The organism is Cellulomonas sp. GbtcB1, assembly GCF_019091725.1.
Taxonomy (GTDB): Bacteria; Actinomycetota; Actinomycetes; order Actinomycetales; family Cellulomonadaceae; genus Cellulomonas.
The window spans coordinates 1-13077 of sequence record NZ_JAGXJG010000008.1; the positions used below are offsets into that span (position 1 = coordinate 1).

Sequence of the window (13077 nt, forward strand, 5' to 3'; positions counted from 1 at the left end):
CGCCCCGGCGCCGCGCCCGGCCCAGCCGGCCCGCGCGTCGGAGGGTCAGGGCGGCGGCGACCGCGGCCCGCGCCCCGGTGGCGCCCCGCGTCCGGGCGGTCCCCGCCCGGGCAACAACCCGTTCGCGTCGTCCCAGGGCATGCCCCGCTCCGGCGGTCCGCGTCCCGGTGGCCCGCGCCCGGGCAACAACCCGTTCGCGTCCTCGCAGGGCATGCCCCGCCCGGGCGAGCGCCGCTCCGACGCCCCGGCCGCCTCGGCCGGCGCGCAGGCCGGCGACCGTCCCGGTGGGCCCCGTCCCGCGGCGCCGCGTCCCGGTGGTCCGCGTCCGAACCCGGGCATGATGCCGGGCCGCAGCACCAGCGGCGTCGGCCGCCCCGGCGACCGTCCGGCCCGTGCCGGCGGCGGCGGTGGCCGTCCCGGTGGTGGCGGCGGCTACGGCGGCGGCGGTGGTCGTCCCGGCGGTGGCGGCGGCTTCGCCGGCCGTCCGGGCGGCGGCGGTCGTCCCGGTGCCGGTGGCCGTGGCTCGACCCAGGGCGCGTTCGGTCGCGCCGGTGGTCGTCCGGTCCGCGGGCGGAAGTCGAAGCGCGCGAAGCGCCAGGAGTTCGAGCAGATGCAGGCGCCGTCGCTCGGCGGCGTGCAGGTGCCCCGCGGGAACGGCTCGACCGTCATCCGCCTGCGCCACGGCTCGTCGCTGAACGACTTCGCCGACAAGATCGACGCCAACCCGGCCTCGCTGGTCACGGTGCTGTTCCACCTCGGTGAGATGGCGACCGCGACCCAGTCCCTCGACGAGGACACCTTCGGCACGCTGGCCACCGAGCTCGGCTACGTCGTGGAGATGGTCTCGGCCGAGGAGGAGGACCGCGAGCTGCTCGGGGCCTTCGACATCGACCTGGACGCCGAGCTCGAGGGCGAGGGCGACGAGGACCTGTTCCCGCGCCCGCCGGTCGTCACCGTCATGGGTCACGTCGACCACGGAAAGACCAAGCTCCTCGACGCCATCCGGTCCACGGACGTCGTCGCGGGCGAGGCCGGCGGCATCACCCAGCACATCGGTGCCTACCAGGTGCGCACGGAGCACGAGGGCCAGGACCGGGCCATCACGTTCATCGACACCCCGGGTCACGAGGCGTTCACCGCCATGCGTGCCCGTGGTGCGCAGGTGACGGACATCGCGATCCTCGTGGTCGCGGCGGACGACGGCGTGATGCCCCAGACCATCGAGGCGCTCAACCACGCCCAGGCGGCGAACGTGCCGATCGTGGTCGCGGTCAACAAGGTGGACAAGGAGGGGGCCAACCCCGCCAAGATCCGCCAACAGCTCACCGAGTACAACCTGGTGGCCGAGGAGTACGGCGGCGACACCATGTTCGTCGACGTCTCCGCCAAGCAGCGGATGGGCATCGACGACCTGCTCGAGGCCGTGCTGCTGACCGCGGACGCCGCGCTCGACCTGCGGGCCAACCCCGACAAGGACGCCCGCGGTGTCGCCATCGAGGCGAACCTGGACAAGGGCCGCGGCGCCGTCGCGACCGTCCTGGTCCAGTCCGGCACGCTGCGCGTCGGCGACGCGATCGTCGCGGGCACGGCCCACGGCCGCGTCCGGGCGATGTTCGACGAGCACGGCGCGAACGTCACCGAGGCGGGCCCGGCGCGTCCGGTGCTGGTCCTCGGCCTGGCGTCGGTGCCGAGCGCCGGCGACACCTTCCTGGTGGCGCCGGACGAGCGCACCGCCCGGCAGATCGCCGAGAAGCGCGAGGCCGCCGAGCGCGCCGCCCTCCTGGCCAAGCGCCGCAAGCGCATCAGCCTCGAGGACTTCACGCAGGCGCTGCAGCAGGGCAAGGTCGAGACCCTCAACCTGGTCCTCAAGGGCGACGTGTCCGGTGCCGTCGAGGCGCTGGAGGACGCGCTGCTCAAGATCGACGTGGGCGACGAGGTCGACCTGCGGGTCATCCACCGCGGTGTCGGTGCGATCACGCAGAACGACGTCAACCTCGCCACGGTCGACAACGCCATCATCATCGGCTTCAACGTCAAGTACGCGGAGCGGGTGGAGGACCTCGCCGAGCGCGAGGGCGTGGACGTCCGGTTCTACTCGGTCATCTACCAGGCGATCGACGACGTCGAGGCGGCCCTCAAGGGCATGCTCAAGCCGGAGTACGAGGAGGTGCAGCTCGGTTCCGCCGAGGTGCGCGAGGTGTTCCGCTCCTCCAAGTTCGGCAACATCGCCGGCTCGATCGTCCGGTCCGGGGAGATCCGCCGCAACACCAAGGCGCGGGTGCTCCGGAACGGCGCGGTCATCGGCGACAACCTCACCGTCGAGTCGCTCAAGCGGTTCAAGGACGACGCCACCGAGGTCCGCGAGGGCTTCGAGTGCGGTATCGGCCTCGGGTCGTACAACGACATCACGGTGGGCGACATCATCGAGACCTGGGAGATGCGCGAGAAGCCGCGCTCCTGACCGGTCCCACTTGCGGGTCTGCCCCCACGCGTCGAGCGTGGGGGCAGGCCCGCGGCCGTTCGTCCGCCCGCCGACGCGGGCGCTGAGAGGAGATCGACATGGTGGACCACCCCCGGGCCCGCAAGCTCGCGGACCGCATCCAGCAGATCGTCGCGCAGATGCTCGACACCCGGATCAAGGACCCGCGGCTCGGCTTCGTCACCGTCACCGACGTGCGCGTGACCGGCGACCTGCAGCACGCCAGCGTGTTCTACACGGTGCTCGGCGACGAGGAGGCCCGCACGGGCACAGCCCAGGCGCTCGAGAGCGCGAAGGGCCTGATCCGGTCCGAGGTCGGCAAGCAGACCGGCGTCCGGCTCACCCCGACGCTGGAGTTCCACCTGGACGCCGTGCCCGAGACCGCCGCCCACCTGGACGCGGCGCTGCTCGAGGCCGCCCGCCGGGACCGCGAGGTCTCGGCCCTGGCGACCGGGGCGCAGTACGCCGGCGAGGCGGACCCGTACCGCAAGCCGGCGGACGAGGACGCGGACGCCGACGAGGCGGACGCCGCGCGCTGAGCCCCCCTGCCCCCCGGCGGCCGTGAGGGCGCCACGAGCCCACGAGGCCGTCACGCATGCGTGCCCACCTCGTGGGCTTGTGCCGACGTCGGCGGGCTGGGGGCCCGCCGAGGGGTCAGGCGTCCGCGCGGGCGTCCTCGCGGCCGGTCCCGCGCGGCATGGCCAGCGACGCGACCGCCGCGAGCGCGATGACCGCCGCGCCCGTCAGCACCGCCGGGCGCAGGCCCGCGTCGAACCCGTCCGGGCTGATCGTGCCGCCGGCGGCGGTGAACACGGCGGTCAGGACCGCGACGCCCAGCGCGACGCCGACCTCCCGCAGCGTCGAGTTCGTCGACGACGCGGTGCCGTGGTCGTCCGGCGCCATGCCGGAGAGCACCGCCGTGGCGCTCGGGGCGAAGGTCAGGCCCATGCCGACGCCGGCCAGCACCAGGCCCGGGACCAGCGCGGCGTAGCCGCCGTCGGAGGTCGCGAACCCGAGCCACGCGAGCCCGGCGGCCTGCGCCACGAGGCCGCCGGTGAGCAGCACCCGCACGCCCACCCGGGGCGCCAGCATCCCGGCCAGCGGGGCGACCACCATCGGCGCGGCGGTCCAGGGCAGGGTCCGCAGGCCGGCCTCCAGCGGCGAGTAGCCCTGGACGACCTGCAGGTACTGGGCGAGCAGGAACACGGCGCCGAACGCGCCGAGCGAGAACGCGAAGCCGGAGACGTTCGCGACCGAGAAGCTCCGCGACCGGAACAGGCGCAGCGGGACCAGGGCGTGCGGGGTGCGGGCCTCGTGCCGGAGGAACAGCGCGAGGGCGACGACGCCGCCGACGATCGGGCCGAGCACCCCGGCCGACGTCCAGCCGTCCTCGTTGCCGTGCACGACGCCCCAGACGATGCCGAGGACGCCCGCGGCGGCCAGCACGAGGCCGAGCAGGTCGAGCCGCTGCGCCCGCCCGCGGCCCTCGGGCAGCGCGCGCAGCACCAGCGGCACCGCGACGAGCGCGACCGGCACGTTGATCCAGAACATCGCCTCCCAGGAGATGCCCTCGACCACGGCACCGCCGACGACCGGGCCGAGCGCGACGCCGAGGCCGGAGACGCCGCCCCAGACGCCGATCGCCATCGCGCGACGGGAGGCCGGGACGGCAGCGGCGAGCAGGGTGAGCGACAGCGGCATGACGGCCGCGGCCCCGACGCCCTGGAGCGCGCGGGCGGCGATCAGCGCGCCGGGGGAGCCCGCGAGGGCCGCGGCGACCGAGCCGAGGGTGAACACGGCGATCCCCCCGAGGAACGTGCGGCGGCGGCCCCAGCGGTCGCCGAGCGTCGCGGCGGCGATCATCAGGGTCGCGAACGCCAGCGTGTACGCGTTCACCACCCACTGCAGGTCGGTGAGCGTGGCGCCGAGCTCGGCCTGCAGGACGGGCAGCGCGCTGGTGACGACGAGGTTGTCGAGCGTCGCCATGAACATCGGCAGCGAGGCGGCCAGCAGGGCGACGGCGACCGGGACGGCGCGGGTCGCGGCGCGGGCGGGGCCGGACGTGAGGGCGGCGACGGGGGAGCCGGTCGGGGCGGCGGGCGGCGGGTCTGCCGGGGCGCCGGTGGCGCCGGCACCCGGGGCGGTGGTGCGGGTCTGCGTCGACATCGGAGGCTCCTGTAAGCATCGGCTGATTACTTCGACACGACGGACGCTAGTAATCGACTGATAACCTGTCAACCATGGACCTCGAGCACGCCGCCCGGCCCGCCCCGCGCGCCCCCCGCATGTCGGGGGACCAGCGGCGCGAGCAGATCCTCGCCGCCGCGATCGAGGTGTTCGCCGAGGGGGGCTACGCCGGGACGACGACGGACCAGGTCGCGCGCGCCGCGGGGGTGTCGCAGCCCTACGTCGTGCGGCTGTTCGGGTCGAAGCAGCGCCTGTTCCTGGAGGCCTACCGCCACACCACCGAGCGGGTGCTGGCCGCGATGGCCGCGGTCGAGCCCGGACCGGGTGCGGTGGAGCGCACGGGGCGCGCGTACGTCGAGCTCATGGCCGACCGTGACTTGCTGCGCGTCCTCATGCACGGCTTCACCGCGGAGGACCCGGAGGTGACCGCGCTCGCCCGGCACACGCTCGGCGAGGTGTTCCGGCTGTTCCGGCAGCGGGTCGAGCCGGACGACGCCGACGGCGACGAGACCGCCCGGCGGTTCGTGGCCGACGGCATGCTGATCAACGTGCTGCTCAGCTCGGACGGCTTCGCGCACGCCGGCGAGGACACCGGGTTCGACGCGCTGCTGCGGTGCTTCGCGCCCGAGGTCGTGGCCGCGGGGACCGCCGCCGCGGCGGGCGACCGCGCCGGGGCCACCGCGTGAGCCCCGCGCGCGACCAGCGCCGCCCCGACCGCCCCCGCCGCCCCACGGCGCCCGACGGCCTGCTCGTCGTCGACAAGCCGCAGGGCTGGACCAGCCACGACGTCGTCGCGAAGGCGCGCGGCCTCGCGGGCACCCGCAAGGTCGGCCACGCCGGCACGCTGGACCCGATGGCGACCGGCGTGCTCGTGCTGGGCGTCGGCCGGGCGACCCGCCTGCTGACCTACGTCGTCGGCGCGGACAAGGAGTACACGGCGACGATCCGGCTCGGCGTGACCACCACGACCGACGACGCGGAGGGCGAGCTCGTCGCGCGCGCCGACGCCGCCGGGGTGACCCGCGCGGCGCTGGACGCGGGGGTGGCGGCGCTGACGGGCCCGATCCAGCAGGTGCCCAGCGCGGTGAGCGCGATCAAGGTCGACGGGCAGCGCGCCTACGCCCGGGTCCGGGCGGGCGAGGACGTGGAGCTGGCCGCGCGGCCGGTCACGATCTCCCGGTTCGACGTGCACGAGGTCCGGGAGGTGCCGGACGCGGACGGGTCGGGCGTCGCCGCGCTCGACGTCGACGTCACCGTGGTCTGCTCGTCGGGCACGTACATCCGCGCGCTGGCGCGGGACCTGGGCCGGGGACTCGGCGTCGGCGGGCACCTGACCGCGCTGCGACGGACCCGGGTCGGCGGCTACGGGATCGACGGCGCCCGGTCGCTCGACGAGCTGGAGGCGTGGCCGGCCGACGTGCCGCTCGACACCCTGCCGCTGGCCGACGCCGCCCGGGCGACGTTCCCGGTGCGGGAGCTGACCGAGGACGAGGCCCGGGCGCTGTCCTACGGCCAGCGGATCCCGGCGTCGGGGACGGGCGCGGGCGTGACGGTCGCGGCGCTGACGCCGGAGGGCGCCCTCGCGGCGCTCCTGGAGGACCGCGGCCCGCACGCCCGCCCGGCCCTGGTCTTCGCCGCCGCCACCTGACGGGCTCAGCCCAGCGCCGCCACCACCGACGCGACCCGGCGCTCCCGGGTCGCGTCGGTCTTCGCGCCCTCGACCGCCAGCACGTGCGCGCGCTGCTTCGAGTACGAGAGCGCCGTCCACGCCTCGGCCACCGCGGGCCCGCCCGCGGCGAGCGCGGCCGCCAGGTCCGCCGGGACCTCGACGGTGCGGGGCGCGTCGTCCACCGCGAGGTCGACCTCGACGGGCTCGCCGGCCTCGATGCCCGCGGCGGCCCGGTTCGCCGCCGAGACGCCCACCCAGTACCCGCCCGAGTACGGGGCGATCGACCCGCGGTAGGCGTGCCCGTTGATCGTGACGACGACGGGCACCCGCTTCCCGCGGTCGAGCCCGGCGACGACGTCCTCGGGCACCTCGATGCCGGTGGTCGTGCCGCCGGTGGCGACGAGGGTGGTGCGCAGGGTGACCATGCGGGACCTCCGGGGTCGTGGGGCGCGGCCGGGCCGCGCGCCGAGCGTAGCGCCGCCGCGCGCGAGGCACCCCGCGCGCCGTGGCAGGCTTGTCCCCGCGCCGCGACCCCGCCGGCGCCGAGCGCGCCGCGAGGCGCCGACCGACGGGAGAGCTGGTGCAGCGCTGGACGGACCTCGCGCAGGTCCCCGCGGACTTCGGGCCGTCGGTGGTGACGGTCGGCAACTTCGACGGGGTGCACCGCGGCCACGTCGGCGTGCTGACCCGGATGGTGGCCGACGCCCGCGCAGTGGGGGCCCGCTCGGTCGCCGTGACGTTCACGCCGCACCCGCAGCAGGTGCACCGCCCCGACACCGCCCCGCCGCTGCTCACCGGCGACGCCGACCGGCTCGAGCTCCTGGAGCAGACCGGCCTCGACGCGGTGCTCCTGCTGACGTACACCCTGGACTTCGCGCAGCAGACGGCCGAGGAGTTCGTGCGCCGGTACCTCGTCGACGGGCTGCACGCGCGCACGGTCGTCGTCGGCCGGGACGTGCGGTTCGGACGCGGAAACGCCGGCGACCTGGCGACGATGGTCGAGCTGGGTGAGCGGTTCGGGTTCGCGGTCGAGGTGATCGAGGACGTCGCGCCCGACCCGGCCGACGACGACCCCGCCGCCGCCCTGGCCGACCCCCTGCGCCGCCGGTGGTCCTCCACGTGGGTCCGCGAGCTGCTGGTCGCCGGCGACGTCCGCCAGGCCGCGCGGGTGCTCGGCCGCCCGCACCGGATGCGCGGCACGGTCGTGCACGGCGACAAGCGCGGCCGCGACCTCGGGTTCCCGACGGCCAACCTGTCCCAGGACGCGACCGGCATGGTCCCGGCCGACGGCGTGTACGCCGGCTGGCTGCGCCGCCCCGCCGCGCCCGCCGGGTCGCCGGACGCGGTGCTGCCCGCCGCGGTGTCGGTCGGCACCAACCCGACCTTCGCCGGGCTACAGCGCCGGGTCGAGGCCTACGTGCTCGACCGGACCGACCTCGACCTGTACGGCGAGGAGGTCGTGCTGGAGTTCGTCGAGCGGCTGCGCCCGACCCTGCGGTTCGACTCGGTCGACGACCTGGTCGCCCGCATGCACCAGGACGTCTCCGGGGTCCGCGACGTGCTCGCGGGCGCCGCGGGCTGACGAGCCGGGCCTGGTAGACTCGCACAGCCGTCAGAACGGCCGCGGACCGAGAGCGCCCGGGTGGACCTGCCCCGGAGCACCGCGCAACGAGACAATCCAGGAGAGTCGTGCCCCTCGACAGCGCCACCAAGAAGTCCATCATGGCCGAGTACGCCACCCACGAGGGTGACACCGGCTCGCCGGAGGTCCAGATCGCGATGCTGACGCAGCGCATCAACGACCTCAACGAGCACCTCAAGACGCACAAGCACGACCACCACAGCCGCCGCGGGCTGCTGCTGCTGGTCGGCCAGCGTCGCCGCCTCCAGGCCTACCTGCAGAAGGTCGACATCGACCGCTACCGCAGCCTGATCCAGCGGCTCGGCCTGCGCCGATGACCGCGTGACCAGCCCGGACCCCCGCGGGGGTCCGGGCTGGTCCTGCGTCGGCCCCCGGGGCCGGCGTGCACCACCTCAGCACCACTCTCACTCCGCGCCGGTCGACGCGTCCGGTCCTCGGTAGTGGTTCCCGGAACCTGCGTGTCCGGGTGCCTCGATCGAAGACCGCCGTGACCGGTCCGGCGCCTTCGAGACAAAGGAGGGCACCCGTGGAGGGTCCCGAGATCCAGTTCGCCGAGGCCGTGATCGACAACGGTCGCTTCGGCACCCGCACCGTCCGCTTCGAGACGGGCCGCCTGGCCAAGCAGGCCGCCGGCTCGGCCATGGCGTACCTCGACGGCGAGACCGCGCTGCTGTCGGCCACGACGGCCGGCAAGCACCCCAAGGACCAGTTCGACTTCTTCCCGCTGACGGTGGACGTCGAGGAGCGGCAGTACGCCGCGGGCAAGATCCCCGGCTCGTTCTTCCGCCGCGAGGGCCGCCCGTCGACCGACGCGATCCTGGCCTGCCGCCTGATCGACCGCCCGCTGCGCCCCCTGTTCGTCAAGGGCCTGCGCAACGAGGTCCAGGTCGTCGTCACCGTGCTGGCGATCCACCCGGACGACGCGTACGACGTGCTGGCGATCAACGCCGCGTCCATCTCCACCCAGATCTCCGGCCTGCCGTTCTCCGGCCCGGTCGGTGCGGTGCGCATCGCGCTGATCGACGGCCAGTGGGTCGCGTTCCCGCGGTACACCGAGCGCGAGCGCGCGACGTTCGAGATCGTCGTCGCCGGCCGCGTGGTCGAGGGCGGCGACGTCGCGATCGCGATGATCGAGGCCGAGGCCCCGGAGAAGTCCTGGAACCTCATCAAGGACGAGGGCGGCGTCGCCCCGACCGAGGCCGTCGTGGCCGAGGGCCTCGAGGCGTCCAAGCCGTTCATCAAGGCCCTGGTCGAGGCGCAGCAGCAGCTCGCCGCGCAGTCGGCCAAGGAGACCCGCGACTTCCCGACGTTCCCGGACTACCAGCCGGACGCGTACGAGGCCGTCGAGGGCGCCGCCGAGGCGAAGATCCTCGAGGCCATGCAGATCGCGGACAAGCAGACCCGCGAGGGCCGCCTGGACGAGATCAAGGCCGAGGTCCTGGACCAGCTCGCCGGCTCGTTCGATGGTCGCGAGAAGGAGCTGTCCGCCGCGGTGCGCTCGGTGACCAAGAAGGTCATCCGCCAGCGCATCCTGACCGACGGCTTCCGCATCGACGGCCGTGGCCTGCGGGACATCCGCACGCTGTCCGCCGAGGTCGAGGTCCTGCCCCGCGTGCACGGCTCGGCGCTGTTCGAGCGCGGCGAGACCCAGATCATGGGTGTCACCACGCTGAACATGCTCCGCATGGAGCAGCAGCTCGACACGCTGTCGCCCGAGACGCGCAAGCGCTACATGCACAACTACAACTTCCCGCCCTACTCGACCGGCGAGACCGGCCGCGTGGGCTCGCCGAAGCGGCGCGAGATCGGGCACGGCGCCCTCGCCGAGCGCGCGCTCATGCCGGTGCTGCCGTCGCGCGAGGAGTTCCCCTACGCGATCCGCCAGGTGTCCGAGGCCCTCGGATCCAACGGATCGACCTCGATGGGCTCCGTCTGCGCGTCGACCCTGTCGCTGCTGAACGCGGGCGTGCCGCTGCGCGCCCCCGTCGCCGGCATCGCCATGGGCCTCGTGTCCGACACGGTCGACGGCGAGACCAAGTACGCCGCGCTGACCGACATCCTGGGCGCCGAGGACGCGTTCGGCGACATGGACTTCAAGGTCGCCGGCACCCGCGAGTTCGTCACGGCCATCCAGCTCGACACCAAGCTCGACGGCATCCCCGCCTCCGTGCTGGCCGACGCGCTGACCCAGGCGAAGGAGGCGCGTCTCGCGATCCTCGACGTCCTGAACGAGGCGATCGACGTCCCGGACGAGATGTCGCCGAACGCCCCGCGCGTCATCACGGTGAAGGTGCCGGTCGACAAGATCGGCGAGGTCATCGGCCCGAAGGGCAAGATGATCAACCAGATCCAGGAGGAGACCGGCGCCGACATCTCGATCGAGGACGACGGCACGGTCTACATCGGCGCCACCGACGGTCCGTCGGCGGAGGCCGCGCGGGCGGCGATCAACGCGATCGCCAACCCGCACATGCCGGAGATCGGCGAGCGCTTCGTGGGCACCGTCGTCAAGACGACCACCTTCGGCGCGTTCATCTCGCTCTCGCCGGGCAAGGACGGCCTGCTGCACATCTCGCAGATCCGTCGCCTCGTCGGCGGCAAGCGCGTCGAGAAGGTCGAGGACGTCCTCGGCGTGGGCCAGAAGGTCCAGGTCGAGATCGGCGAGATCGACCCGCGCGGCAAGCTGTCGCTGCACGCGGTGGTCGAGGAGTCGGCGGAGGGCTCGGACGAGTCCGCCGCCGCTGAGCCGGCCGACGCCTGACGTGCCGCTGGACCTCCCCCTGGTCGCGCCCGGTCAGCCGGGCAGCGACCTGACCGCCGGGCAGGCGGGTGACGGATCCGTCCGTCGCTCCGTCCTGCCCGGCGGGGTCCGCCTGCTCACCGAGCACGTCCCCGGCGTGCGGTCCGCGTCCGTCGGGGCGTGGGTCGGCGTCGGCTCGCGGGACGAGTCCGACGGGCACCACGGCTCGACGCACTTCCTCGAGCACCTGCTGTTCAAGGGCACCGCGCGGCGCACGGCGATGGACATCGCCGAGGCGTTCGACGAGGTCGGCGGCGAGGCGAACGCCGCGACGGGCAAGGAGCACACCTGCTACTACGCCCGGGTGCTCGACGAGGACCTGCCGATGGCGGTCGACGTCATCGCCGACATGGTGACCTCGGCCCGCCTGGACCGCGACGAGCTCGAGACCGAGCGCGGCGTGATCCTCGAGGAGCTCGCCATGAACGACGACGACCCGAGCGACGTCGTGCACGAGCGGTTCGCGACGGTCGTCCTGGGCGAGCACGCCCTCGGCCGGCCGATCGGCGGCACGCCGGACACGATCCGGGCCGTGCCGCGGGACGCCGTCTGGGAGCACTACCGGCAGCACTACCGCCCGGACACGCTGGTCGTGACCGCGGCGGGCAACGTCGACCACGACGCCCTGGCCGCGCAGGTCGCCCGGGCGCTGGAGGACGGCGGCTGGGACCTCGCGGCGGGCGCCGCCCCGGCCGCGCGGCGCGGTGCCGCCGAGGCGGAGCCGGTCACGGCGGGCGCCTCCGAGGTCACCGTGCGCCGCACGACCGAGCAGGGCAACGTCATCGTCGGCGGGACGGGCCTCACGGCCACCGACCCGCGGCGGTTCACGCTCTCCGTGCTGAACGCGGTGCTCGGCGGCGGGATGTCGTCCCGGCTGTTCCAGGAGATCCGCGAGAAGCGGGGCCTGGCGTACTCGACGTACTCGTTCGCGTCCGGCCACGCCGACACGGGCGTGTTCGGCCTGTACGCGGGCTGCGCCCCCGCCAAGATCGACGAGGTCACCGAGCTCATGGTGGCCGAGCTCGAGCGGCTCGCGGACGGCGGTATCACCGACGCCGAGCTGCGCCGGTCGGTCGGGCAGCTGTCCGGCGGCCTGGTGCTCGGCCTCGAGGACTCCGGGTCGCGCATGAGCCGGCTGGGCAAGTCCGAGCTGGTGCACGGCCAGCTGCTGTCCACGCAGGAGTCGCTCGACCGCGTCCGCGCGGTCACGGCCCGCGAGGTGCAGGAGCTGGCCGCCGACCTGGCCGCACGGCCGCGGTCCGTGGTGCGCGTGGGACCGTTCGGCGGCTGACGCCGACGGCGGTCTTGGTCACCGGAGCCGGGTCCCCCTCGGGGCCCGGCTCCTGCCGTTCCCGGGCTCGGGCGCGCCGGCCGGGCCGGAGGTCCCGTTCCGCCGCGCGCGGCGCGGGACGATGATGAGGGCATGGCCGCCGTCACGTCCGCCCGTCGTTCCGTCGTCGTCGCCCCCCGGTCACCGGGGCTGGTCGAAGCGTTCTGGGTGGCCCGGGCGCCGCACGCCGCCCCGCCCCGGGTCGCGCTGCCCGACGGCCGCCCGTCCGCCGTCGTCCGGCTCGGTGCCCCGGTGCGCTGGGTCGACCCGCTGACCCGGGAGGCGGAGTCGATCGGCAGCGTGCTGCGCGGCCCGCGCGTCGTCCCGGGCGTCGTGCTGCCCGCCGGGGACGCCGAGTCCTGGGAGGTCGGCGCGCGGCTCGCGCCCTGGGCGCTGTCCGCGCTGCACCCGGCGGGCTTCCTCGTCGACGAGCACCGGCCGCTGGGCGAGGCGCTCGGCCTGGACGAGCCCGCGCTCGCCGCCGGCATGCGCGCCGCGTGGGACGCCGCCGCCGGGCTCGGCGAGGGCGCCGCGGCCGCAGCCTGCGTCGCCGTCCTCGAGGACGCCCTGGCCGCCGCGGTCCGGCGCCCGGTGCCCGCGGCCGACCGGGACGCCGTCGACCGGGTCGCCCGGTACGCCGACGCCGAGCGCGGCCTGGTCCGCCCCGTCGACCTGGCGCGCGAGGTCGACCGGTCGCTCGCCGGGCTGCACGCGCTGCTCGCCGCGCACGTGGGCCTGAGCCCGTCGGCGTTCCTGTCGACGGTCCGGCTGTCCTGCGCGGTGCGCGAGCTCGGCGTCGACGACCGCGGCGACGCCGTCGGGGTGGTGCGGGTGCTGCGCGCCTACGCGGACGCCGGCTACCCGCAGCGCGAGGTGGAGCGGTTCACCGGCCTGCACGCGCTGGAGCTGCGCCGGGCGGTCCGCGGCATGGAGGACGTGCTCGCGACCGCGTGAGGCTCGCATAGGGTGC

The 13077-nt window shown here is 75.0% G+C and carries 11 protein-coding genes; 9 read left to right on the forward strand and 2 right to left on the reverse strand.

The features are described 5' to 3' along the window. Together infB and rbfA are read left to right on the forward strand one after the other, a co-directional pair. On the forward strand, window positions 1–2461 hold a 2461-nt coding region (gene infB / locus KVT14_RS04580; protein ID WP_217614583.1), incomplete at its 5' end, for a translation initiation factor IF-2. Window positions 2462–2559: 98 nt separating this feature from the next. Continuing rightward, window positions 2560–3018 (forward strand): 30S ribosome-binding factor RbfA, encoded by a 459-nt coding sequence (gene rbfA, locus KVT14_RS04585; protein ID WP_217614584.1) that lies wholly within the window; start codon window positions 2560–2562, stop codon window positions 3016–3018. A gap of 115 nt (window positions 3019–3133) precedes the next feature. Here rbfA and KVT14_RS04590 read toward each other — a convergent pair whose 3' ends face one another. Continuing rightward, window positions 3134–4645, reverse strand: a complete 1512-nt coding sequence (locus tag KVT14_RS04590; RefSeq protein WP_217614585.1) for a DHA2 family efflux MFS transporter permease subunit — start codon at window positions 4643–4645, stop codon at window positions 3134–3136. A gap of 74 nt (window positions 4646–4719) precedes the next feature. On the opposite strand from KVT14_RS04590, the gene KVT14_RS04595 reads away from it, so the two are divergent. Both KVT14_RS04595 and truB read left to right on the forward strand, forming a co-directional pair. Next, complete coding sequence (locus KVT14_RS04595; protein ID WP_254630404.1) at window positions 4720–5352, forward strand: TetR/AcrR family transcriptional regulator; 633 nt, start codon at window positions 4720–4722, stop codon at window positions 5350–5352. Next, window positions 5349–6314 (forward strand): tRNA pseudouridine(55) synthase TruB, encoded by a 966-nt coding sequence (gene truB / locus KVT14_RS04600; protein ID WP_217614586.1) that lies wholly within the window; start codon window positions 5349–5351, stop codon window positions 6312–6314. Before KVT14_RS04595 ends, truB begins: the two co-directional genes overlap by 4 nt. A gap of 5 nt (window positions 6315–6319) precedes the next feature. On the opposite strand, the gene KVT14_RS04605 is transcribed toward truB, so the two are convergent. Then, window positions 6320–6760, reverse strand: coding sequence for a YdeI/OmpD-associated family protein (locus tag KVT14_RS04605; protein ID WP_217614587.1), 441 nt, complete (start codon window positions 6758–6760; stop codon window positions 6320–6322). A gap of 155 nt (window positions 6761–6915) precedes the next feature. Here KVT14_RS04605 and KVT14_RS04610 point away from each other — a divergent pair, with 155 nt between their 5' ends. The 5 genes from KVT14_RS04610 to KVT14_RS04630 all read left to right on the forward strand — a co-directional run bounded on the left by KVT14_RS04610 (window position 6916) and on the right by KVT14_RS04630 (window position 13061). Continuing rightward, the gene (locus tag KVT14_RS04610) at window positions 6916–7917 is read left to right on the forward strand and encodes a bifunctional riboflavin kinase/FAD synthetase (protein ID WP_217614588.1); all 1002 of its coding nucleotides are present in this window, start codon (window positions 6916–6918) and stop codon (window positions 7915–7917) included. A gap of 107 nt (window positions 7918–8024) precedes the next feature. Next, window positions 8025–8294, forward strand: coding sequence for a 30S ribosomal protein S15 (rpsO, locus tag KVT14_RS04615; protein WP_166939714.1), 270 nt, complete (start codon window positions 8025–8027; stop codon window positions 8292–8294). Between the two features lie 209 nt (window positions 8295–8503). Continuing rightward, entirely contained in the window at window positions 8504–10738 is a 2235-nt protein-coding gene (locus tag KVT14_RS04620) for a polyribonucleotide nucleotidyltransferase (protein WP_217614589.1), read from the forward strand. A gap of 1 nt (window position 10739) precedes the next feature. Continuing rightward, window positions 10740–12068 (forward strand): pitrilysin family protein, encoded by a 1329-nt coding sequence (locus KVT14_RS04625; protein WP_217614590.1) that lies wholly within the window; start codon window positions 10740–10742, stop codon window positions 12066–12068. Window positions 12069–12200: 132 nt separating this feature from the next. Continuing rightward, entirely contained in the window at window positions 12201–13061 is an 861-nt protein-coding gene (locus KVT14_RS04630) for a hypothetical protein (RefSeq protein ID WP_217614591.1), read from the forward strand. The last annotated feature ends 16 nt before the right edge of the window (window positions 13062–13077 follow it).

Bases quoted from the DNA above. Each gene is read 5' to 3' on its own strand.
- rbfA (WP_217614584.1), top strand. From the start codon at position 2,560: ATGGTGGACCACCCCCGGGCCCGCAAGCTCGCGGACCGCATCCAGCAG.
- KVT14_RS04590 (WP_217614585.1), bottom strand. From the start codon at position 4,645: ATGTCGACGCAGACCCGCACCACCGCCCCGGGTGCCGGCGCCACCGGC.
- KVT14_RS04595 (WP_254630404.1), top strand. From the start codon at position 4,720: ATGGACCTCGAGCACGCCGCCCGGCCCGCCCCGCGCGCCCCCCGCATG.
- KVT14_RS04605 (WP_217614587.1), bottom strand. From the start codon at position 6,760: ATGGTCACCCTGCGCACCACCCTCGTCGCCACCGGCGGCACGACCACC.
- KVT14_RS04630 (WP_217614591.1), top strand. From the start codon at position 12,201: ATGGCCGCCGTCACGTCCGCCCGTCGTTCCGTCGTCGTCGCCCCCCGG.